The sequence below is a fragment of the Roseovarius sp. THAF27 genome (assembly GCF_009363655.1).
GTDB lineage: Bacteria > Pseudomonadota > Alphaproteobacteria > Rhodobacterales > Rhodobacteraceae > Roseovarius.
In genome coordinates, this window is sequence record NZ_CP045393.1 from 3,312,843 (window position 1) to 3,335,225 (window position 22,383).

The window sequence follows — 22,383 nt, forward strand, 5'->3', positions numbered from 1 at the left end:
GTTCAGGCCGCCGATTTCTTGCGATACTCGGGGCTCGCAACGATCCCGTCGTCGAAAAGCCTGGAAATCTCCGTGTCGCTCAGCCGCGCGACATCGCCCAGCACTTCCTCCGTATGCGCCCCCAATGCGGGCGCAGGCGCGGGGCGCACGCGGCCATGACTGCCGAATTCCGCCGGATGCCCGGGCACCGGGAACCGGCCCATGCCGGGCTGCTCGGTCATCGAGAACATCGGATTCGCCTCGCCAAAATCCGGATCCTCGCGCACCGCCTCTTGCGTGCTGCGAAACACCGACCACGTCAGGCCCATCGCGTTGAAGTCATTCGCGAAGTTCTCGATCCGACGCTCGGCGAACCACGGCGCCAGGATGACGGTGATCTCATGCCGCAACCGCCAGCGCGCGCCTTCGTCGCCCAGGTCCACCTTGTGGCGCCTGGCCAGCAGTTTCATCTGGTCGGCCGTACCCGTCGCCTTGACCAGTCCTTCCCACTGTCGCTGGGTCAGTCCGATCACCATCACGCGCCCTCCGCAGGCGCAGACGAAATCCTGTCCGTAAGCCCCGTACAGCGCGTTGCCCGACTTCTCCCGCTCGTGACCGTTCACATGCACGTCACCAACAAGCCCCAGATGGGCCATTGTCGCCGCCGCGACGTCCTTCAGGGTCAGGACGACCTCCTGCCCCTCGCGATAGCGCAACCGATGCCGCTCGGCAGCCAGCAGACTCGATACGGCCAGGTTTCCGGCAATCAGGTCCCACGCGGGCAGCGCGCTCGCCACCGGGTCCTCGTGGCCCTCGGGTCCGGTCATGTGCGGCACGCCGATGGCCGGGTTCACCGTGTAATCCACCTGCGGCCGCCCCTCGCGGTCGCCCAGCAGGCTGACCATCACCAGGTCGCGGCGCATCTTGCTCAGCGTCGGATAATCCATCCATCCGCGCACCCGCAGGTTCGTCAGGAACAGCCCCGCATCGCGCCCCGGCGCGGTGATGATCCGGCTGATCAACTCGCGCCCCTCGCGCGACCGCATGTTCACCGCGACCGATTTCTTGCCCTTGTTCAGCCCCGCCCAGAACAAGCTCTGCCCGTCCGGCGCCAGCGGCCAGCGCCCGTAATCCAGACCGCCCTCCAACCTGTCGAACCGGATCACCTCGGCCCCCATCTGCGCCAGCGTCATCCCCGCCAGCGGCACGGCGACAAAGGCCGACCCTTCGACCACCCTCATGCCTTTCAGGATCTTGTTCATGTGCTTTCCTCCCATGTGGCGGTGGCCTGCATGCATTGATGCCCGGCCTGTCCGGTATGAAGTGTCAGCCCCTGCGCCTCCTCCTGCGCACAGGCCGCGATCGTCATCTCGTTGCGGTCCCCGGGGATCAGCAGCATCGGATGCACGCCCCGGAACGCAAAGCTGTCGGGCCTGCGCCCCCGCAATTCGGTTGCTCGGCGCATCAGCCATGCGGCCTGCATCGGCCCATGCACCACGAGGCCCGGATAATGCTCGACCTCGCTGGCATAAGGCAGGTCGTAATGAATGCGATGCGCATTGAAAGTGATGGCCGAGAACCGGAACAACAGCGCTTCGTTGACCGTCTGCGTCCAGGTCGCCAGTGCCTCCTCCGGCATCGGCTGTTTCGCCGGCGGGCGAAACTCGGTCGGCAGGTCCAGATAGACGATATCCTGCCGTTCCGTGATCACCACTGCCCCTTCGGCTCTGAGTTCGTGATCCACCGAAACGAAAACCATGCGTCCGGTCCTGCCCGATTTCTCGGTCACGCGCGCGATGACAGAGCGGCTCGTAAATGGCACTCCCACGCGCAGCGGCGCCCCGAAGCGCAGCGTGCCTCCGGCCCACATCCGCCGTCCCAAGGGCACCGGAGGCAGGAAGCCGCCCAGCTTGGGATGTCCGTCGCTTGCCAGTTCCTCCAGCGGGCAGACGGGCGGAAAGGCGCACCAGTGCCAGAGCGGTGGCATGTCGGCGCCCATCTCCGGCGCGTCCTGCGCCGGGTCGCCGATGGTGGCATGAATCTGCGCCGCCTGCGCCGGGGCAATCACGCCCTCGCGCATGTCCGTCCGGCCTTCCCATGCTGACAGGTTCACTTGATCCAAGGCACGCTCCTCCACGGTTACAAATGTGAACGGAGGGCAAAAAATGTCAATATTTCAATAATTTAACGGGATACAACGGTATGCCATGCCCATGCTGCAGCTGCAGAAACACGCGCTGGCTGTTGATTTCACGACGCTTTCCGCCCCGCACCGACCCGGCTTCGCCCCTGCGACCCGGCCAGGACCGGCCCTGGCAGCGCGTGTCCCGGTTTGCGGCAGATTGCCTCAGCCCGCCCTAGGGCGCGGCCCGCTCCAGCGCCTCCATGTCCGCGCCGCAGATCGCCGCCTCGTGTTGCAGGATGCGCTCGATGGGCCAATCCCACCAGGCGATGTCGTTCAAACGCGCGATGGTCTCGGGGTCGAACCGCATCCCGACCACCCGCGCCGGGTTGCCCGCGACCACCGCGTAATCGGGGATCCCGCCCCGCACCACGGCCCCGGCACTGACGATCACGCCATTGCCCAGCCGCGCCCCCGGCAGCACCCGCACGTCCTTGCCCAGCCACACGTCATGCCCCAGCACCGTGTCCGGCCCGGACCACTCCGGCAGGCTGGGCCGGCCCGCCGCCGTGGCGTGATCGAAGACGGCAAACGGAAAGGTGGAGAACCCGTCGCGCCGGTGATTGGCCGAGGCGGTGATGAACACTACCCCGTCGGCGATCTGGCAGAACTTGCCGATCACCAGCTTTTCGTCCGACACGGGAAACAGATACGGCGCCAGGTGCGTCGCCCAGTCCTCGGGCGGATAGGTCGCACTGGCATAGCTGTAATCGCCCACGATGAACCGTGGATGGTCGATCACCGCTTTCAAAAAGACGGTGCCGGCATGGGCGGTTCCATCGGGCAGGATCAGCGGATTGCGCGTGTCAGGGGCGGGAAAGGGATGTGCCATATATCTTCATCTCACCCCGCGCGGAAAATGGGAAGGCCGCGCACGAAAATGGAAAGGGCGCCCGTGGCGGACGCCCTTTCCAATATTCACGGAGATCCCGGATCAAGTCCGGGATGACGCGCCGCGTCAGATCACTCGAGGATTTTGGACACAACGCCGGCGCCGACGGTGCGGCCGCCTTCGCGGATGGCAAAGCGCAGGCCGTCTTCCATCGCGATCGGCGCGATCAGCTCGACCTCGAACTTCAGGTTGTCGCCCGGCATCACCATCTCGGTGCCCGAGGGAAGCGTCACCGTGCCCGTCACGTCCGTCGTGCGGAAGTAGAACTGCGGACGGTAGTTGGCGAAGAACGGCGTGTGACGGCCACCCTCTTCCTTGGTCAGGATATACGCCTCGGCCTCGAACTTGGTGTGCGGGTTCACAGACCCCGGCTTGCACAGCACCTGGCCGCGCTCCACACCGTCACGCTCGATCCCGCGCAGCAGCAGACCCACGTTGTCGCCGGCCTCGCCCTGATCCAGAAGCTTGCGGAACATCTCGACGCCCGTGCAGGTCGTCTTCTTGTTCTTGTTCAGGCCCACGATCTCCATCTCTTCGCCGACCTTGATCTGGCCACGCTCGATCCGGCCGGTGGCAACCGTGCCGCGGCCCGAGATCGAGAACACGTCCTCGACCGGCATCAGGAACGGCTGGTCCACAGCGCGCTCCGGCGTCGGGATGTAGTCGTCCACCGCCGCCATCAGCTCGCGGATCTTGTTCTCGCCGATCTCCGGGTCACGCCCTTCCATCGCCGCCAGCGCCGAGCCCGCGACGATCGGAATGTCGTCGCCGGGGAACTCGTACGAGCTCAGCAGCTCGCGCACTTCCATCTCCACCAGTTCCAGCAGTTCCTCGTCGTCGACCTGATCGACCTTGTTGAGGAACACCACCAGCGCGGGCACGCCCACCTGGCGCGCCAGCAGGATGTGCTCGCGGGTCTGCGGCATCGGGCCGTCGGCCGCGTTCACCACCAGGATCGCGCCGTCCATCTGCGCCGCACCCGTGATCATGTTCTTCACGTAGTCGGCGTGGCCGGGGCAGTCGACGTGGGCGTAGTGACGGTTCTCGGTCTCGTATTCCACGTGCGCGGTCGAGATCGTGATCCCGCGCGCTTTCTCTTCCGGTGCGCCGTCGATCTGGTCATACGCGCGGAAGTCACCGAAATACTTCGTGATCGCCGCCGTCAGCGTCGTCTTGCCGTGGTCAACGTGACCAACGGTCCCGATGTTCACGTGCGGTTTCGAACGGTCAAACTTTTCCTTTGCCATCTCGTGGGGCGCCTTATCCTATTGGGGGCCTGTCGCGGCCCGAATTGCTACTGGCCGGGCATTTATTGGGTTCAACCGGGAAAATCAAGCGCTTCATGCCCGCGTGGTGGCAAGGTTGCGCGAACCGCGACGCACCGGCGGCGTTGGGCGGCGGTGGCGCTATTCCGCGGTCTGCGTCTGCGCCTTTTCCAGCGCTTCCTTCGCGGCGGCCTGCATCCGCTCTTCCTCCGATGCCGCCGCGCGCGCCTCTGCCGCGCGGGCCCTGGCCTTGGTACGTGCGGGCCGGCCGTCATCCTCGAACCAGCCTTCGGCGTTGTTCTGCCGCACCAGCCAGTTCTCGATGAGCTTGGCCCCCTTCCGGGTCAACACTTGCATCTGCTCTTCAGCCGTCCGCGTCAGACCGGACCCCACGACGGTGTCCCCCGACAGGCCCTCGATCACGGTGATCAGCTCCGGCGTCTCGTTCAGCCGCGCCTTTTTTGCGTCGTCCCAGGCCGTGACCTTCAGCACCAGTGCCGATTTCGGCGCGGCCACCACCGGGATGCCCGCCTTCGCCAGAACGTAGGCTTCCAGCGTGATGCCCAGGTGATAGAGCCGCGTGCCCTCCTGCCGCGAGAACCGTTCGTTCACCGCCTGTGTCATCGCCGCGATCCAGTCGGCCTTGCTGGCCTCGCGCGACAGCGGACCCTTCTGCAGGTTGGGCGCTGCGACGACGTTATGCCCAAGATGGAAATTGCCGAGATAGACCGGCGCCTCGTCAAGGTCGTCCACCTGCGTGCAGGCCGACACCCAGGCGACCACCAGCCCCCAAGCCAGAAGTCTCAGCATTTCCGTACCCCCGCAACTGTCCCGTTTCAGCGATACCAAGGCCGCCCGGCGCTGGCAATTCCCGCCCTGCCCATATTGCCGCAGATGTCCGCCGCCGATTTGCCGCCTGCCCGACGCGTGCCTATGTTAGAGAGAGCCAGCACCGGAGGCCCCATGTCCCACGCCGACACCCCCGTCAAAGTCGCCCTCGTCACCGAGCCGATGGGCATCCTCGGCAGCCTCGGCGCGGCACGGCGCAACGTGCTCAGCATCATCCCCGAGCTGGCCACCCGGCAGCCCATGGTGTCGGGACGCACCGGCAAGCGCTGGCACATGGTGATGGATCCCGGCGCCATCCGCGAAATGCTGCTCGAGCGGGTCGATACCTACCCCAAGTCTCTGGTCACCAAGAACCTGCTCAAACCCGCCATCGGTGAATCGCTCTTCATCGCCGAAGGCGCGCACTGGCGCTGGCAAAGGCGCACCGCGGCGCCGGTGTTCTCGCACCGCAACGTGATGAACCTCGCACCGATCATGACCGCCGCCGCCCAGCGCAGCGCCGACCGCGTGGCCGAGGCCGGCCCCCGCGCCATCGACATGGCCGCCGACATGGTCCGCACCACCTTCGACGTGATCGCGGACGTCACCTTTTCCGGCGACGGCATGTTCGACGCCGACGCGGTGCATCGCGGCATCGACGCCTATATCTCCGAGGCTGGCAAGATTTCCCTTCTGGACGTGCTGGGCGCGCCCGACTGGGTGCCACGCCCCGGCCGCCTGATATTTTCGCGCAACGCCGTGGGCGACATGCGCCGCATCGCCGACGAGGCGATCGAAGCCCGCCGCCAGCGCGGCCCCGACGGCGTGCCCGACCTGCTCGACCTGCTGATGGACGGCGAAGACCCCAAGACCAAGCGCCAGATGAACACTGCCGAGCTGCGCGACAACCTGCTGACCTTCATCGTCGCGGGCCACGAGACCACGGCGCTCACGCTGGGCTGGTCGCTCTACCTCTGCGCCTTCGACCAGGACGTGCAGGACCGCGCCCGCGCCGAGCTGCGCGCGGTCTGCGGCGACGGCCCGGTGACGGGTGAGCATGTCGAAAAGCTGCCCTACCTGCGCCAGATCATCGACGAGGCCCTGCGCCTCTACCCGCCCGCCGGGATGGTGTCGCGCACCGCCATGGCCAACGACACGCTTTGCGGGCGCGAGATCCGCAAGGGCGACACGGTGATCCTGCCGATCTATGCGCTGCACCGCCATCACATGTTATGGGAGGACCCCGACGCCTTCCGCCCCGACCGCTTTGCCGACCGCAAATCTGTGGAACGCTACGCCTACCTGCCCTTCGGCGACGGCCCCCGCATCTGCATCGGCGCCAGCTTCGCCCTGCAAGAGGCGGTGATCATCCTCGGCACGCTGCTCAACCGCTTCCGTTTCACCCCGGTCGCAGGCCGCGACCCCAATCCGGTGATGATCCTCACACTGCGCCCCGAAGGCGGGGTCTGGCTTGAGGCTGAACCGGTCTCGACGCCCCAACCGGCCTCCGTCGCCTGACCAATCCGCGCGCGCTGACGTGGCGTAGGGTGGGTGAAAACCCACCTTTGGTGGGTAAAAACCCACGCACACCGACGCTAACCACCCAAGACCGTCGGCCAGTTCGCATCGCCCTTTGACACGTTGCCGGGGACATCCCCCAACCAACGCTGGCGCACCGATTTGTTGTAATTGAGGTAAAGCCTGCCCTGATGCACCGTCCACGCATCCTTGTCGCCATGCGCGGTGTAGCCCTGCGAGACTGCCCAGGCGCAATACCCACCAAAGGCCGGCGCATATTTCTGCGGGTTCGCCTCGAACGCCGCCTGGTTCTCGGCCGACGAAAAGCGCCACTTCGCGCCGTTCCATTCGGTCACGAACTTGTCCGAGCCGGCCACCCCGTTGGCCCCCGGTTCCAGCCCGAAATACGCCACCACGTCCGCGCCATCCGCCGCATAGGCCCGGTTCTGGTACCAGCGCGGCTCGCCGGCCATCCCCGGCCGTGCCAGCAGCGCCGCCGCACCGCTTGCGATCAATACCCGTCGTGTCAAAAGCATCTCGATCCTCCTTGCATCCATCTGCAAGAAAGCTAAGCGGTCCCCCCGCACACGACAAATCAATCTCAGGTGAAACGGTTGTTACGCGGAAAGGTCCTTTGCGCTCAGGAGCCCAGCACACCCGGCCAGTTCCGTTCCGCGGCCCTGATGTTCTTGTTGATGGCACGGCGCCACCGGCTTCGAGCCTGCTTCGACCCGTTCAGGTAAAGGCGTCCTTGGTGAATGTGCCAGGCGTCTTTGTCGCCCGTCGAACTGCCGTTATTCGCAACTGACAACGCGCAGTACCCACCGAACTGCGGAACAAATCGTTCCGGGTTCGCCTTGAAAGCGGCCATGGTATCGGCATTCGCAAACCGAAAGGTCCCGCCTTTGTACGAGACAGCAATCTGGTTGCGACCTTCGATAGCCCGGTCATTCTTGCCCAGTCCGTGATACGCGACCACATCCGCACCATCTGCCGCCAGCCCCGTTTTGCGCGTCGACCAGTAGGGCTTTCTTGCGGCCCATGCTGGCGATCCGATGAATGCTCCGAGAGCTGTCATGAAAAGTCGTTTTGTAATCTTCACCTGAATATTCTCCGCTTCCAAAAATATTCATGAAGCAAACAAGAAGACTATCTCTCGGTCAAGTGAAGCGGTTGTTACGCGGAAAGCCCCTTGGCGCCATGCGTCCGGCACCCGCACGCCGCGCGGTCCATTCCTCCAGCGCCGTCTCGGTGCGTGTCCGTCCGGCGGGATCAAGCCAGCTTAGCCCCTCGGCCAAGGTGAAGGTCGTGGCATCCGACAACCCGCCATCCTTGTATTTCTGCAACCGCACGCCCTTGCCGCGGCCCATCTCGGGCAACTCGTCCAGCGGGAAGATCAGCACCTTGCGGTTCTCGCCCACGCAGGCCACGTGATCGCCCGTGACCGCCCGGCACACCTGCGCCCGCACGCCGTCACGCACGTTCAGCACCTGCTTGCCCGAGCGTGTCTGCGCCACGACCTCGTCCTCGGGCACGATGAACCCGTCACCCGCCGAGGACGCCACCAGCAATTTCCGCCCCGGTTTGTGGATGAAAATCGCCACGATGTCGGACTCGTTCGGCAGGTCCACCATCAGGCGCAATGGCTCGCCCATCCCCCGCCCACCGGGCAGGTTGGCCGCACTCAGCGTGTAGAACCGCCCGTTCGTGCCAAAGACCAACAGCCTGTCGGTCGTCTCCGCATGGAAGATGAACCGCCCTGCGTCGCCATCCTTGAATTTCAGCTCGCGGTCCAGGTCGATATGCCCCGACATCGCCCGGATCCAGCCCATTTTGGAACAAACGACGGTGATCGGCTCGCGGTCGATCATCGCCTCCAGCGGCACTTCCTCGACCTCGCCCGCCTCGGCAAAAGTCGTCCGGCGCGCGCCGCCCTCATACTCCTTGCCGAATTTCTTCTTCACGTCCTTCAGCTGGTCCGAGATCGCCTCCCACTGCAGGTTTTCGCTGTCCAGAAGGTCCTCGAGCCCCGCGCGCTCTTCCATCAGCGCGTCGCGCTCCTTGACCAGCTCGATCTCTTCCAGCCGCCGCAAGCTGCGCAGCCGCATGTTCAGGATCGCCTCGGCCTGCACCTCAGTCAGCCCGTCCTCGCCGCCCGCCTCAGGTGGGACGTAATCGGCCTCATCCTTCGCGCGAACGAACTCCCGCCCCCAATCCTCGCGCATCAGCGCCGCCTTGGGGTCGTCGTCATAGCGAATGATGTCGATCACCCGGTCGAGGTTCAGGAAAGCCACGATCAGCCCTTCCAGCACCTCCAGCCGGTGGTCGATCTTTTCCATCCGGTGCTCGCTGCGCCGGATCAAAACCTCGCGCCGGAAATCGAGGAATGCGCGCAGCACTTCCTTCAGGCTGCAGACCTTGGGGGTCACCCCGTCCACCAGCACGTTCATGTTCAGGCTGAACCGCACTTCCAGGTCCGAGTTGCGATACAGCGACTGCATCAGCACCTCGGGCTCCACGTTCTTCGAGCGTGGCTCCAGGATCACGCGGATGTCGTCGGCGCTCTCGTCCCGCACATCGGCCAGGATCGGCACCTTCTTGGTCTGGATGACCTCCGCCAGCTTCTCGATCAGCTTGGATTTCTGCACCTGGTACGGGATTTCCGTGACCACGATCTGCCACTGTCCGCGCCCCAGGTCCTCAACCTCGTAGCGGCACCGCAGCCGGAACCCGCCCTTGCCCGTGCGATACGCCTGCGCGATTGCCTCGGGCGGCTCCACGATGATGCCCCCCGTGGGGAAATCCGGGCCGGGCACGTAGTTCAGCAGCGTGTCGTCCCGCGCTTCCGGCGTCTTGATCAGATGCAGGCAGGCATCCACCAGTTCCGCGATGTTGTGCGGCGGAATGTTGGTCGCCATCCCTACCGCGATCCCGCTCGACCCGTTGGCCAACAGGTTCGGAAACTGCGCCGGCAGCACGACAGGCTCGGTCAGCGTGCCGTCGTAATTGTCCCGGTAATCGACCGCATTCTCGTTCAGCCCCTCCAGCAGGGCCTCGGCCACGATGGTCAGCCGCGCTTCGGTGTAGCGGCTGGCGGCGGGGTTGTCGCCGTCGATATTGCCGAAGTTTCCCTGCCCGTCCACGAGCGGATAGCGCACGTTGAAATCCTGCGCCAGCCGCGCCATCGCGTCATAGATTGCGGCATCGCCATGCGGGTGATAGTTGCCCATCACGTCGCCGCTGATCTTGGCAGACTTGCGGAACCCGCCGCTGGCGCTCAGCCGCAGCTCGCGCATGGCGAACAGGATCCGCCGGTGCACCGGCTTCAGCCCGTCGCGCGCATCCGGCAGCGCCCGGTGCATGATGGTCGACAACGCATAGGTCAGGTAGCGCTCGCCGATCGCCCGGCGCAGCGGCTCCGCCACGGAATTGCCTCCATTCTCGGGGCCTATGTTGGGGTCGTCGACCAAATCAGTCATAGATGGTGTGATACCCCCCGCATTTGCGCAGGTAAAGCACAGGTTGGGAAGATTCTGTGCCTTTTCCCATGCCGGCGGGAACCGAATCGTGTAAGTTGTGTTCTATTGTAGGAAATTGACTTCGCTGCCCCGGGGGATCCGCGCAATGTGGCGCTTTATTTTGGTAACGTTCGCTTTTCTTGGTTTCGCCTTCTGGGAACTCAGCGGCGGCGCCGATTACGCGCCCAGTGAAAACTCGATCCAGGCCCGGGCAAACGACCCCGCGCCAGAGGTGACCGTGGCCGAATCGCAGCCCGTCGAACCGCCCGCCCCGGAACGCATAGAACTGCCCGAGACCACCAAGCCCGAACGCTTCCAGATCACGCTGGCCTCCGTCGGCGAGATGGCAGAGGCCGGCGCCGCCCAGCAGACCGCCCGGACAGAGCGTGTCGAGGACAAGGCCCGGTTCCTGACCCGCCCGAAAACCAACGAAGACAATGCCGTCCTGGCCGCCCTGGAAGAGGGCGGTGCAGCCGCGGACCAGGTCAAGCGTCACTGGCCTGGCGCGATCGAGCTGTTCGAGCAGCAAGCCTCGCAGGCCGAGCTGCGCGAACAGGCCGAAGCGGCCGCGCGGTCGGCACGCGCCGACATGGCCTATTCCGACATTCGCTACATCACCGCCAGCTCTGCCAACATGCGTGGCGGACCGGGCACCGACTTTGCCCGCGTCGGCAGCCTTGGCGAAGGGGCCGAGGTGGCCGTGCTCGGACGTGCCGACAACGGCTGGCTGGAACTCGAGGTCGTCACGACCGGCGAAACCGGCTGGATGGCCGACTGGCTCGTCAGCGACCCGGCGCGGTAATTCGCACTCAAAGCGATTGCATATGACGCCGGCCCGCGCCAAGGTCCGGCCATGACGCGGAAATCCCTCCTTATTACCGGCTGTTCCTCCGGCATCGGCTATGACGCGGCGCACGGTCTACGGGCGCGCGGCTGGCGCGTGTTCGCCTCCTGCCGGCAGGAAAAGGACTGTGCCCGGATGCGGGCCGAAGGCTTCGACAGCCCCCTCATCGACTATCAACAGCCCGACACCATAACCTCCGGCCTTGCCGAAGTTCTCGACGCCACCGGCGGCACGCTGGATGCGCTTTTCAACAACGGCGCCTTCGGCTGCCCCGGCATGGTCGAGGATCTGCCCACAGACGCCCTGCGCGCCATCTTCGAGGCCAACTTCTTCGGCTGGCACGAGCTGACGCGCCAGGTCATCCCGGTTATGCGGGCCCAGGGGCACGGGCGGATCGTGCAAAACTCCTCCGTTCTGGGCTTTGCCACGCTGCGGATGCGCGGCGCCTACAACGCCACCAAGCATGCGCTCGAAGGTCTGACCAGCACCATGCGGATCGAGATGCGCGACACGCCCATTCACATCGTCCTGATCGAACCCGGGCCGGTGACGTCCAAGATCCGCGTCAACTCGATCCCCCATTTCGAACGCTGGATCGACTGGAAAAATGCCCCCGCCCGGCCGCTCTACGAAAAACGCCTCATCCCGCGCCTTTACCACAGCAGCGGGCCGGACACGTTCGAACTGCCTGCCCCCTCCGTCACGAAAAAGCTGATCCATGCATTGGAATCCCCACGCCCCCGCGCCCGCTATTTCGTCACCACGCCGACCTATCTGCTGGACGCGCTGCGGCGCATCCTGCCAACCAGCGCTCTCGACTGGATCCAGGCGAAACTGTAACCGGACGGCCCGAAAGGGCAGGCAAGCGGCCCCGCGTCACCTTACCCCATTCGCCTTTTGACACAGACGGGCTACCTCCGGCATTGACTGGAAAAACCAAGAGTCTCACATGCTCAACGACCCCCTCTTCATCATCGCCGCGCTTGCCTGCGCGGTCGTCGGCGTCATTCTCATCCTGGGCATTTCGAACTTCGGCAAGGAAGGCATCGACAACGCCAAGCGCTCGAACAAGTTCATGCGCTGGCGCATCATCGCCCAGTTCATTGCAGTGGTCCTCATCCTGCTTTTCGTCTATATCCGCCGCCAAATGGGAGGTGAATGAATATGGTCGTTCTCAACAAAATCTACACCAAGACCGGCGATCACGGCGAAACCGCGCTCGGCAACGGGTCTCGCGTGGCCAAGCACTCGATGCGCGTCACCGCTTACGGCACCGTGGACGAGGTGAACGCCACAGTCGGCCTCGCCCGCCTACATGCCGACGGCGAAACCGATGCCGCCCTGTCGCGCATCCAGAACGATCTCTTCGATCTCGGCGCCGATCTCTGCCGCCCCGACATGGAAAACGACGACAAGGCGGAATTCGCGCCCCTGCGCATGGTCGACAGCCAGGTCTCGCGCCTGGAAACCGAGATCGACACCATGAACAAGGTCCTGGAACCCCTGCGCAGCTTCATCCTGCCCGGCGGTTCGGCCCTGTCGGCGCACCTGCATCTCTGCCGCACCGTGTCGCGGCGGGCCGAACGCCTGGCGGTGGAACTCGCCACGATGGAACACGTGAACCCGGCGGCGGTGAAATACCTCAACCGCCTCAGCGACTGGTTCTTCGTCGCCGCCCGCATGGCCAACGATTCAGGCCGCGACGACGTGCTCTGGACACCGGGCGCAAACCGCTGAACCTGCGCTGAAATCTCTGGCGCGGGGCTGGCAAAAGTGACATTCTGAGCGCCAAATGCCGGGCGATCCAACGCCCGGTCCGAGCAGCCAGGAGAGGTCCATGACCCTGCCCACCATCGCCATGTTCTGGGACGGCCCGCCGCTGGGCTTCATCGAACGGCTGTGCGTCACGTCCTTCGTCGATGCCGGCCATCCCGTGGTGATGTTTTCCTACCACGGGGTCGAGGATTGCCCGAAAGGCGTCGAACAGGCCCCCGCCTCCGATATCCTGCCCGACCCCGATACCATCGTGCGCCACGAACGCACCGGCAGCCCCGCGATCCACGCCGACAAGTTCCGCTATCACCTGCTGGCCAAGAACGACGGTATCATCTGGTCCGACACCGATGCCTACTGCCTCAAGCCTTTCCTTCCCAAGGACGGCTTCTTCTTCGGCCGCGAAAGCGACAAGGTCGTGGCCAATGGCGTGATGGCCCTTCCGGCCGCGTCGCCCTCGCTGCAAAGCCTGATCGAGTTCTGCGAGGACGAGTATGCCATCCCGCCCTGGATGATGCCCCGCCACAAGGAGGAAATGCGCGCCCGTGCCGAGGCGGGCGATCCGATGCATGTGTCCGAAATGCCCTGGGGCGCGTGGGGGCCCAAGGCGCTGTCGCATTTCCTGCATCAGAACGACGAGTTCAAGCACGCGCTCGATCCGCACGTTCTGTACCCCGTCCTGTTCGAGGACCGGCGCATCTATTTCCGAGAGGCGTGGAAGGTCTGGAAACAGGTGCAGGAAGATACCGTCTCGATCCATTTCTACGGCCGGCGCGTGCGCGAACGGCTGTGGAACCGTTTCAACGGCACCCCGCCCGAGGATTCGGTGCTGCATGAACTGGCGCAGAAACACGGCGTCGCCCCCTGACACCGGCGCTTTGCGCACAGATTCCCCGCACCGTACCGGAAACGCGACGTCGCAAGTCGGAAACGTGACGATTTTACCCTGTTTCCCCGGCTAACAGTTCTGTATCAAACGCCCCACAGCAAGGGGCGGAGTCGCATCACGGCGGCTCTGCGCAATTTTTTAGGGAGACCATGCCGATGAAGGTGCTCGTGCCTGTCAAACGCGTGATCGACTACAACGTGAAGGTCCGCGTCAAGGCGGACGGATCGGGCGTCGATCTTGCCAATGTCAAAATGTCGATGAACCCGTTCGACGAAATCGCCGTCGAAGAGGCCATCCGCCTGAAAGAGGCCGGCAAGGCCGACGAGGTCGTCGCCGTGTCCATCGGCGTCAAGCAGGCGCAGGAAACCCTGCGCACCGCGCTCGCCATGGGCGCCGACCGCGCCATCCTGGTCGAGGCCGCCGACGACGTGCACACCGACATCGAGCCGCTGGCCGTCGCCAAGATCCTCGCCGCCGTCGTCAAGGAAGAAGAGCCCGGCCTCGTGATCGCCGGCAAACAGGCCATCGACAACGACATGAACGCCACCGGCCAGATGCTGTCGGCCCTGCTGGGCTGGTCGCAAGGCACCTTCGCCTCCAAGCTGGACATCGACGGCGACAATGCCGTCATCACCCGCGAGGTCGATGGCGGTCTGCAGACGATCAAGGTCAAGATGCCCACGATCGTCACCGTGGACCTGCGCCTGAACGAGCCGCGCTATGCCTCGCTGCCCAACATCATGAAGGCCAAGAAAAAGCCGCTCGACGAGAAAACCGCCGCCGATTACGGCGTCGACGTCGCGCCGCGCCTCGAAATCGTCAAGACCGAAGAGCCCGAGGCCCGCAAGGCCGGCGAAATGGTCGGATCGGTCGATGAACTTGTCGCCAAACTCAAAGAAGCGGGGGCCGTGTAATGTCTGTACTTCTTCTTGCCGAAGTCAACGATGGCGAACTGGCGTTCGACGCCACCGCCAAGGCGGTCACCGCCGCGTCCAAGCTGGGCGACGTGACCGTGCTCTGCGCCGGGGGCTCCGCCGCCGCCGCGGGCGAGGCCGCCGCCAAGATCGACGGTGTCTCCAAGGTCCTCGTGGCCGAGGACGCCTCGCTGGGCCACCGCCTGGCGGAATCCACCGCTGCCCTGATCGTGTCGCTCGCCGGCGACTACGAACACATCGTCGCCCCGGCCACCACCGACGCCAAGAACGTCATGCCCCGCGTGGCCGCCCTTCTGGACGTCATGGTCATTTCCGACGCCTCCGGCGTGGTCGACGCCAACACGTTCGAGCGTCCGATCTACGCCGGCAACGCGATCCAGACGGTGAAGTCCTCGGATGCCAAGAAGGTCGTCACCTTCCGCACCGCCACCTTCGACGCCGCCGGTGACGGCGGCTCGGCCTCGGTCGAGACCATTTCCGCCGCCGACAACCCCGGCCTGTCGGAATGGGTCGAGGACAAGGTTGCCGAATCCGACCGCCCCGAGCTGACCTCGGCGGGCGTCGTCGTCTCCGGCGGCCGTGGCATCGGCTCGGAAGAGAACTTCAAGCTGATCGAGAACCTCGCCGACAAGCTGGGCGCCGCCGTGGGCGCGTCCCGTGCGGCTGTCGACTCCGGCTATGCCCCCAACGACTGGCAGGTCGGCCAGACCGGCAAGGTCGTGGCACCGGATCTCTACATCGCCGTGGGCATCTCGGGCGCGATCCAGCACCTTGCGGGCATGAAGGACAGCAAGGTCATCGTCGCCATCAACAAGGATGAAGAGGCGCCGATCTTCCAGGTCGCCGATTACGGCCTCGTGGCCGACCTCTTCACCGCCGTGCCGGAACTGACCGAGAAACTCGGCTAATCCGTCCCGCACATGGCACTGAATTGACCCGCCCCCGTGGCGGGTCTCTTCGTTTTGGGCCCGTAGGGTGGGTGAAAACCCACGCTCCGCCGCCTGCAAGTGCTCACGGATCCAACACCCCCGCCAATACAGGGATCAACGCCTCCGCCACCGCGTCATGTGCCGCCTGCCCCGGCAGATCCCGCGGCACGCCCGCCTCATCCCCCGCCGCGTCGGATGGCGGACTCGCCACGCGCGCCCCGACCTGCGCCACCTTGCCGGCCTCCACGAACGCCACCGCGTGCCGCTGCAACCCCGCGACCATCTCGCGTCCCACCAGCACCGGCTCGCATCGGGCCTCGACCGCGTCCTCATCCCGATCCGGCGCGCGCTCGGAAAACCACAACAGGATCACCGGCGCCCGGATTCCCGCGATCAGCATCCGCATGCCCGTCTCCCAGGCGCGCGCCAGTTCCAGCCGCAACTGCCCGAACCGTTCCGGCGAAACCGCCTTCAGATGCATCAGCATGTGCCGCGTAAAACTGAACTCGCTGAAATCCACTTCCGGGAACAGCGCCCGCAACGGCGGCTCGGCCCGCAGAAAGCGATCGTTGCGCCGCGAATGCACCTTGTAGAACGGGTTCGACAGGTTCGCCGCGCACGGCACCTGCACCACCGCCGCCGCCGCCCCGGACGCGATGCGCGTCAGCCCTGTGTCGCCCAGCATCACGTCGATCCCCGCATTGGGCTGGCCGAGGTTCACGCAGGCCACGCCCGTCGCCGCCTCGATCCCTTGCGCAAAGGGGCGGGCGACGAACTTGCCATAGGTCTCGGTCCCACCCAGGAACGCCACATACTCATTCGTCAGGCTTCGCTTCGGCCCCCGAACCGCCAGCTTCGACACCCCGTACCGGCACGCCTCCGGCGCCGCTTTCCAGCGGCCCTTGCCATGAAAGGACATCTCGCCCACCTCATTATACTCACCCAATCGCCAGCTTTGGGCCGCAGGCCTTGCGATTCCGTTAAAGGCGCAATTCGTCCAGAATTTTAACGTCCGCTTTCCCTTGCAGCGCCCTCGGCACGGGGCATATGGTGTCGCAAAAGCGAAAGGGACCTGCATGGACATCCGCAAGGTGGGCGTCGTCGGCGCCGGACAGATGGGCAACGGAATCGCGCATGTGATGGCCGTCGCGGGCTATGACGTCCTGCTCAACGACATCAACCAGGAGGCGCTGGACAAGGGCCTCGGCGTGATCAAGTCGAACATGGACCGCATGGTCAGCCGCGACAAGATGAAGGCCGAGGACCGCGATGCCGCCTTGTCGCGCATCACCACCACGCTCGACCTGCCCGAACTGGGCAAGACCGACCTCGTCGTGGAATCCGCCACCGAGCGCGAGACCGTCAAGCAGGCCATCTTCGAGGATCTCGTGCCGCATCTCGGCCCCGACACGATCCTCACGTCGAACACCTCTTCGATCTCGATCACACGCCTTGCCAGCCGCACCGACCGCCCCGAGAAATTCATGGGCTTTCACTTCATGAACCCGGTGCCGGTCATGCAACTGGTCGAACTGATCCGCGGCATCGCCACCGACAAACCCACCTACGACGCCTGCCTCGCCGTCGTGGAAAAGCTCGGCAAGACCGCCGCCAGTTCCGAGGATTTCCCCGCCTTCATCGTCAACCGCATCCTGATGCCCATGATCAACGAGGCGGTCTACACGCTCTACGAGGGCGTGGGGTCCGTCACCTCCATAGACACCTCGATGAAGCTCGGCACCAATCACCCGATGGGCCCGCTGGAACTGGCGGATTTCATCGGGCTGGACACCTGCCTTGCCATCATGAACGTGCTGCATGACGGGCTGGCGGATACGAAATACCGCCCCTGCCCGCTGCTGACGAAATATGTCGAGGCCGGCTGGCTGGGCCGCAAGACCGGCCGCGGCTTCTACGACTATCGCGGCGAGGAACCGGTCCCGACCCGCTGACATGGCTGAAAACCCAAGCGACTTCGGCACCATATCGTAGGGTGGGTCAAAACCCACGCGCGTCACGTCTGTGGGTTGGGTGAAAACCCGTGCGCGACACCTTGCGTAGGGTGGGTGAAAACCCACCGCGGCCCTCACGTATCGCCCAGGCTCAACGTATGCTCACGCAACCACGCCATAAACCCGCGCGGGTCCTTGTCCAACAATTCCATCTGCTCCGGCGTGATTGGCGCGCCCACGACCGGCTTCTGCGGATTGTTGCACCCCCGCACCACCTCGTGCAGCAACAAGCTCTGGCGCAGCGTGGCCGAGATGCAGTTGGCCATCTGGTAGGCGCGTGAATTGGCGCCGGGAAAGTAGATCGGCACCACCGTGGCCCCCGACCGCCGGATCATCTGCGCGGTAAAGACATTCCATTCGCGCTCCTTGACCGGCCCGAACAGGCTGTCCGACGATGCCACCACGCCCGACGGGAACACGCTGATCGCGCCGCCTTCCTTCAGGTGCGCCATCGCCTTGGCGCGCATCTCCACCGACTTGCGCTGCGCGTCGGGTTCATGCGGAAACGGCACCGAGATCATGTAGGACGCCGCCACCTCGTCGATCCCGGTCAACAGGGCGCGGGTCAGGATCTTGTAATCGGTGCGCCGCCGCCCGATCAGGTCGGCCAGGATCATCCCGTCCACCAGCCCGTGCGGATGGTTTGCCACGATCACGACCGGCCCGGTCTCGGGGATATTGTCGATCTGGTCCTGCGGCGTCAGCAGCGGGATGCCCATCGTATCGAGCGCCGCGCGCCAGAACGGCTGGCCCGTGGGCGCGCCGCGTTTCTCGAACGCCTTGATCATCTTGATGATCGTCAGCTTGCCGGTGACCCACTCGATCGCGCGGATGGTAAAGGCCGTGGCCGGACTGTCGAATGAATTGGCATAGGTCAGGCTGCGCCGGTCATACTTGGTGAAATTGACCGATCCGGGCTGCGCCTCACCGCTCTGATCCTGCGCCTTGTCCGCCACGTGGTCTGTTCCCGTCCCGCCGCGCATCGCGCGCCTACATGTCCTCGCCGAACCGGTCGGCCACCAACGCGCTCACGGCATCCGCCAGCGCCTCGGCGTCGGGCCCCCAGGCTCGCACGTCAATAGTCGTTCCACGCGACGCTGCCAACATCAAAAGGCCCATGATGCTGTCCGCGCCGGTGGTCTGGCCATCATGGCTGACCTCGGCCTGCGCGTCGAATCCCTCGACCACCTCCACCAACTTGGCCGCGGCACGCGCGTGCAGGCCCTTCTCGTTGACGATCTCGATCTCGCGGGTGACGGTGTCTGTCATGTCGGTCTTGGTCTTTCCGGGTCTGCCCCGCATCACGGGGTGTGGCTGTCGATATACTTGCGCCCCGCATCCAGCGCGGCGCGCGCGGCCTCGGGCACCGGCAGGTCGCGGCTCTTGGCCAGCTTCAGCAGCATCGGCAGGTTCGCCCCGTAAAGGATACGCCGGTTCTCCGGCTGGCACGCCTTGAGCGACAGGTTGGCCGGCGACGCGCCGAAGATATCCACCACGATCAGCACGCCATCGCCGGTGTCCACCTCGTCGGCCACCCGGCAGATCTCGTCCTGTTTCTCGCCGCGGTCGAAATCGCCCTCGATCGGAATGGCGCGGATACCGGACTGGCTGCCGACGACGTGCTCGATCGCCTTCAGATAGCCCTGTGCCAGGCCGCCATGTGCCACGATCACGATCCCGATCACGCCCCGATATCCCTTTCCTTCGCTGCCTCGGCCGCTGCGCCGGGGCCGGACGGCACGAGCAAGCCGCGCCGTTCCAGTTCGCGATGCCTTATAGACACCTGCCAGCCCGCCTCTGCAAGGGTTTCGGACAAGGTTTCTGCCATCGTGACGCTGCGATGCTGCCCGCCGGTACAGCCGAACCCGATCGCCAGATAGGCCTTGCCTTCCGCCTTGTAGGCCGGCAAGAGCTGCCGCACCAGATCGCCCACGCGGTCCGCGAAGCCCTTAAACATCGGGTCGTCGCCCACATAGGCCCGCACCCGCGCGTCCTGCCCGGTCAGCCCGCGCAGCCCGGCCTCCCAATAGGGGTTCCGCAGGAACCGGCAGTCCAGCACCATGTCCAGGCCCCTTGGCAGGCCCCGCTTGTAGGAAAACGACTGCACGGACACCGACATGTGCCCGCCTTCGCCCGGTGCGAACCAGCGCGACAGATCCGCCCGCAGGTCGTGCGGCGACAATTCGGACGTGTCGATCAGGATATCGGCCCGCGCCCGGATCGGGCCCAGCAGGTCGAACTCGCGGGCGATGCCGATATCGGGGGTCTCGGCCGGGGCAAGGGGATGGCGACGCCGCGTTTCCGAAAAGCGACGCGTCAGCACCTCGGCACTGCTGTCCAGATACAGCACCTGCAGATGCACTGTCGCATCGGTGCTCAGCCGGTCGATCACCTCGATCAGCGCATTGGTGGAAAAATCCCGGTTGCGCGTGTCCACGCCCAGCACCAGCGGCTTGTCCGGGCCCTCGCCCTCGATCAGCCGCGGCAACAGCGACAGCGGCAGGTTGTCGATCGCCTCGAACCCCATATCCTCCAGCGCGCGGATCGCAGTCGTCCGCCCGGCTCCCGAGGGGCCGGTCACCAGAACCAGTCTTTTCGTCACCGGACCTGCCGGCATCGCGGGCCACTCCTCATTCCCGGCATGTCTGCCTTAGATATACTGCAACCGCAGCAGAAAAATGGGCGCTCTCGGATTTGTTAAGAACCGGCAGCGAAACGCCCATCATCACCACCGCGCGGTCTTCGGGAAGACGCGCGGTTTCGACCGTGTCCATGTCGACGATCAACGCAACGGGCACGGGTCCCACGGCGCCGGGGCGCAGGATGCCCACGCCCCGCGCCTCGATTTGGCCGCGGATGGTGTCCGGAGCGTCGGCCCAGAGCGTGCCGCCCTCGGCCCAGACCACCGTGCGGTCGTCCGCCACCAGCCCTGCGCCCATCGCCAGAAGCTGCAGCGCAAGGCCCGACTTGCCACTGCCAGACGCGCCGCGGATCAGAACCGCACGGCTGTCGATGGCGACGGCGGTTGCGTGGAGTGTCTGCGTATCCGTCACTCCGGCGGCTCGGGACATGTCAGTGCAGGTAACGCGCCCACCGGCTCAGACCGGCAGACCCACGACGAAACGTGCGCCAAGCGGGTCAGAGGTGACGTCGGCATCGGTGGGCCGGATGTTCTCGGCCCAGATCACGCCTTCATGCGCCTCGACGATCTGCTTGGAGATCGACAGGCCCAGGCCCGAATTGTTGCCGAAATCGTTCGCGTCCCGCTGCGAGTAGAAGCGGTTGAAGATCTTGGTCAGCGCCTGTTCGGGAATGCCGGGGCCGGTATCCTCGACCACGACCACCACGCGGTTTTCCCGCTTGCGCGCCCAGAGACGGATCGCGTCGCCTTCCTCGCAGAACGAGGTGGCGTTGGTGATCAGGTTCACGAAAACCTGGGCCAGCCGCGCTTCCAGCCCCATGATGACAATCGGGTCCTCGGGAAAATCGGTGATGAATTCCACGCCCTTCTGCCGCGCCTGTTCGCCCAGGTAATGCGCCAGGTTCTCCAGCATCTGGATCAGGTCGAAGGCCTCCTGCTCCTCGCGCACCAGTTCGCTGTCCAGCCGCGACGCGTTCGAGATGTCGCTCACCAGCCGGTCAAGGCGGCGCACGTCATGCTCGATCACGTTCAAGAGCTTCTCGCGCTGGTCCTCGCGCTTGGCCACGCGCATCGTGCCCACCGCGCTGCGCAAGCTGGCCAGCGGGTTCTTGATCTCGTGCGCGACATCCGCCGCAAACTGCTCGTTGCCGTCGATCCGGTGGTAAAGGGCGGTCACCATGCCCCGCAACGCGCCCGAAAGCCGTCCGATCTCGTCGGGACGCGCGGTCAGATCGGGAATGCGGACGCGTCCGCCGCCATTGTTGTTTCCGTTGCGGTTGCGCGCGCCCCCCACTTCGGCGGCGGCAGCCAGCTCTGACAGCGGATTTGCGATGGTCGAGGCCAGGATCAGCGACAGGCCGACGGAGACCAGCGTCGCCACCAGGAACATCTGCAGCACGCGTTCGCGCTCCATCCGGCTCAGCTTGTCGATCTCGCCCGATGCGCTGGCCAGCGCGACCACGCCCACCGGCCGGTCGCCCTGCAGGATCGGCGTCGCGACGGTAAACACCGTCGCGCCATCGCTTTCGCCCCGGCCCACCTGCGTGCCCTCGTTCAGCGCGTCATCGACCATGCCTTGCGCCAGGGCCTCCACGCTGACTTCCGTCTCGGTGCTCAGGATCGCCGAGAACGGCGCCGACACCCAGTTCCAGACGTGGTTCAACGCGTCGGTGATCACCGTGGGCTTTTCCGGCACGCCCGCGTTCGGCCGTGGCAGGCGGCCTTCGGTCCGTCCGACCAACTGACCCGCGCGGTCGTAGACCAGCACGTCGATGCCCTGCTGGACATCCAGGCCGTCCAGCGTGCCCGCCACGTCCAGCCCGTCCATCGCCACAAGGCTGACGGGCGCACCCTCGGGCAATTGCGCCTCGAACACGTCCGCGATCAGTTCCACGTCGCTTTGCAACCCGTCGGCATGCTGCTGCGCCAGCCCGTCGCGCGACGAGTTCAGGTACAGGATGCCCGCGACCAGCACGTTCAGGGCAATCAGGTTGAACGTGATGATCTTCCGCGTGAGCGACCCGCCGCCGCTGCCGAAGTAGCCCCGGCGCGCGCGGCGCCTGCGGACCTCTTCCTCGACGACGTTCTCCGGCGCCACGAAATCATCGCCAAGAACGACGCCGTCATCGTCATTCAGCGAGTGATCGCGCACCTGGAAGCCCTCCGCCAATGCCATGT

At 65.3% G+C, this 22,383-nt stretch carries 24 protein-coding genes; 9 read left to right on the forward strand and 15 right to left on the reverse strand.

Annotated features, from left to right (window positions below):
• Positions 1-2: 2 nt before the first annotated feature.
• The 5 genes from FIU89_RS16465 to FIU89_RS16485 form a co-directional block, all read right to left on the reverse strand.
• Positions 3-1,241: a CoA transferase gene (locus FIU89_RS16465; protein WP_152493596.1), complete on the reverse strand. Its 1,239-nt coding sequence runs from the start codon at positions 1,239-1,241 to the stop codon at positions 3-5.
• Positions 1,238-2,092 (reverse strand): MaoC family dehydratase N-terminal domain-containing protein, encoded by an 855-nt coding sequence (locus FIU89_RS16470; protein WP_254701884.1) that lies wholly within the window; start codon positions 2,090-2,092, stop codon positions 1,238-1,240. Before FIU89_RS16470 ends, FIU89_RS16465 begins: the two co-directional genes overlap by 4 nt.
• 244 nt (positions 2,093-2,336) lie before the next feature.
• Positions 2,337-2,993 (reverse strand): CatB-related O-acetyltransferase, encoded by a 657-nt coding sequence (locus tag FIU89_RS16475; RefSeq protein WP_152493597.1) that lies wholly within the window; start codon positions 2,991-2,993, stop codon positions 2,337-2,339.
• A gap of 131 nt (positions 2,994-3,124) precedes the next feature.
• The gene (tuf, locus tag FIU89_RS16480) at positions 3,125-4,300 is read right to left on the reverse strand and encodes an elongation factor Tu (protein ID WP_152493560.1); all 1,176 of its coding nucleotides are present in this window, start codon (positions 4,298-4,300) and stop codon (positions 3,125-3,127) included.
• Between the two features lie 159 nt (positions 4,301-4,459).
• Positions 4,460-5,128: a hypothetical protein gene (locus FIU89_RS16485; RefSeq protein WP_152493598.1), complete on the reverse strand. Its 669-nt coding sequence runs from the start codon at positions 5,126-5,128 to the stop codon at positions 4,460-4,462.
• Between the two features lie 153 nt (positions 5,129-5,281).
• Between FIU89_RS16485 and FIU89_RS16490 the strand changes: the two genes are divergently transcribed.
• Positions 5,282-6,664 carry a cytochrome P450 gene (locus tag FIU89_RS16490; protein WP_152493599.1) on the forward strand — a complete coding sequence of 461 codons (1,383 nt, stop codon included), beginning with the start codon at positions 5,282-5,284 and terminating at the stop codon, positions 6,662-6,664.
• A 77-nt stretch (positions 6,665-6,741) separates the two neighbouring features.
• Here the strand turns inward: FIU89_RS16490 and FIU89_RS16495 are convergent, their stop codons facing one another.
• The 3 genes from FIU89_RS16495 to parC form a co-directional block, all read right to left on the reverse strand.
• Positions 6,742-7,200 (reverse strand): YHS domain-containing (seleno)protein, encoded by a 459-nt coding sequence (locus FIU89_RS16495; RefSeq protein ID WP_152493600.1) that lies wholly within the window; start codon positions 7,198-7,200, stop codon positions 6,742-6,744.
• Positions 7,201-7,304: 104 nt separating this feature from the next.
• Positions 7,305-7,742: a YHS domain-containing (seleno)protein gene (locus tag FIU89_RS16500; protein WP_152493601.1), complete on the reverse strand. Its 438-nt coding sequence runs from the start codon at positions 7,740-7,742 to the stop codon at positions 7,305-7,307.
• Between the two features lie 82 nt (positions 7,743-7,824).
• Positions 7,825-10,143: a DNA topoisomerase IV subunit A gene (gene parC / locus FIU89_RS16505; RefSeq protein WP_152493602.1), complete on the reverse strand. Its 2,319-nt coding sequence runs from the start codon at positions 10,141-10,143 to the stop codon at positions 7,825-7,827.
• A 145-nt stretch (positions 10,144-10,288) separates the two neighbouring features.
• Here parC and FIU89_RS16510 point away from each other — a divergent pair, with 145 nt between their 5' ends.
• From FIU89_RS16510 to FIU89_RS16540, 7 genes are all read left to right on the forward strand, one after another.
• Positions 10,289-10,984: an SH3 domain-containing protein gene (locus tag FIU89_RS16510; RefSeq protein ID WP_152493603.1), complete on the forward strand. Its 696-nt coding sequence runs from the start codon at positions 10,289-10,291 to the stop codon at positions 10,982-10,984.
• Positions 10,985-11,035: 51 nt separating this feature from the next.
• Entirely contained in the window at positions 11,036-11,866 is an 831-nt protein-coding gene (locus FIU89_RS16515; protein WP_152493604.1) for an SDR family NAD(P)-dependent oxidoreductase, read from the forward strand.
• Positions 11,867-11,975: 109 nt separating this feature from the next.
• Positions 11,976-12,188 carry a twin transmembrane helix small protein gene (locus FIU89_RS16520; protein ID WP_152493605.1) on the forward strand — a complete coding sequence of 71 codons (213 nt, stop codon included), beginning with the start codon at positions 11,976-11,978 and terminating at the stop codon, positions 12,186-12,188.
• A gap of 2 nt (positions 12,189-12,190) precedes the next feature.
• Positions 12,191-12,763 carry a cob(I)yrinic acid a,c-diamide adenosyltransferase gene (locus tag FIU89_RS16525; protein WP_152494559.1) on the forward strand — a complete coding sequence of 191 codons (573 nt, stop codon included), beginning with the start codon at positions 12,191-12,193 and terminating at the stop codon, positions 12,761-12,763.
• Positions 12,764-12,863: 100 nt separating this feature from the next.
• The gene (locus tag FIU89_RS16530) at positions 12,864-13,667 is read left to right on the forward strand and encodes a hypothetical protein (RefSeq protein ID WP_152493606.1); all 804 of its coding nucleotides are present in this window, start codon (positions 12,864-12,866) and stop codon (positions 13,665-13,667) included.
• A 176-nt stretch (positions 13,668-13,843) separates the two neighbouring features.
• Entirely contained in the window at positions 13,844-14,602 is a 759-nt protein-coding gene (locus FIU89_RS16535; protein WP_057794230.1) for an electron transfer flavoprotein subunit beta/FixA family protein, read from the forward strand.
• On the forward strand, positions 14,602-15,531 hold the full coding sequence (locus tag FIU89_RS16540; RefSeq protein WP_152493607.1) for an electron transfer flavoprotein subunit alpha/FixB family protein: 930 nt from the start codon (positions 14,602-14,604) through the stop codon (positions 15,529-15,531). Before FIU89_RS16535 ends, FIU89_RS16540 begins: the two co-directional genes overlap by 1 nt.
• A 103-nt stretch (positions 15,532-15,634) precedes the next feature.
• Here FIU89_RS16540 and FIU89_RS16545 read toward each other — a convergent pair whose 3' ends face one another.
• Positions 15,635-16,498 carry a DUF6473 family protein gene (locus FIU89_RS16545; RefSeq protein WP_254701711.1) on the reverse strand — a complete coding sequence of 288 codons (864 nt, stop codon included), beginning with the start codon at positions 16,496-16,498 and terminating at the stop codon, positions 15,635-15,637.
• Between the two features lie 130 nt (positions 16,499-16,628).
• On the opposite strand from FIU89_RS16545, the gene FIU89_RS16550 reads away from it, so the two are divergent.
• Positions 16,629-17,504, forward strand: a complete 876-nt coding sequence (locus tag FIU89_RS16550) for a 3-hydroxybutyryl-CoA dehydrogenase (RefSeq protein ID WP_152493608.1) — start codon at positions 16,629-16,631, stop codon at positions 17,502-17,504.
• A gap of 134 nt (positions 17,505-17,638) precedes the next feature.
• Here the strand turns inward: FIU89_RS16550 and FIU89_RS16555 are convergent, their stop codons facing one another.
• From FIU89_RS16555 to FIU89_RS16580, 6 genes are read right to left on the reverse strand one after another with little or no spacing between them, the layout of a single operon-like run.
• The gene (locus FIU89_RS16555; RefSeq protein WP_152493609.1) at positions 17,639-18,547 is read right to left on the reverse strand and encodes a lysophospholipid acyltransferase family protein; all 909 of its coding nucleotides are present in this window, start codon (positions 18,545-18,547) and stop codon (positions 17,639-17,641) included.
• 7 nt (positions 18,548-18,554) lie between these two features.
• Positions 18,555-18,833 (reverse strand): HPr family phosphocarrier protein, encoded by a 279-nt coding sequence (locus FIU89_RS16560; RefSeq protein ID WP_103762485.1) that lies wholly within the window; start codon positions 18,831-18,833, stop codon positions 18,555-18,557.
• 32 nt (positions 18,834-18,865) lie between these two features.
• A complete protein-coding gene (locus tag FIU89_RS16565; protein WP_057794244.1) occupies positions 18,866-19,249 on the reverse strand; it encodes a PTS sugar transporter subunit IIA in 384 nt (127 codons plus the stop codon).
• Complete coding sequence (gene rapZ / locus FIU89_RS16570; protein ID WP_152493610.1) at positions 19,246-20,181, reverse strand: RNase adapter RapZ; 936 nt, start codon at positions 20,179-20,181, stop codon at positions 19,246-19,248. The genes FIU89_RS16565 and rapZ overlap by 4 nt, the downstream gene beginning before the upstream one ends.
• A 13-nt stretch (positions 20,182-20,194) precedes the next feature.
• On the reverse strand, positions 20,195-20,635 hold the full coding sequence (locus FIU89_RS16575; protein ID WP_152493611.1) for an HPr kinase/phosphorylase: 441 nt from the start codon (positions 20,633-20,635) through the stop codon (positions 20,195-20,197).
• Positions 20,636-20,662: 27 nt separating this feature from the next.
• Positions 20,663-22,381, reverse strand: a complete 1,719-nt coding sequence (locus FIU89_RS16580) for a sensor histidine kinase (protein WP_152493612.1) — start codon at positions 22,379-22,381, stop codon at positions 20,663-20,665.
• Positions 22,382-22,383: the final 2 nt, after the last annotated feature.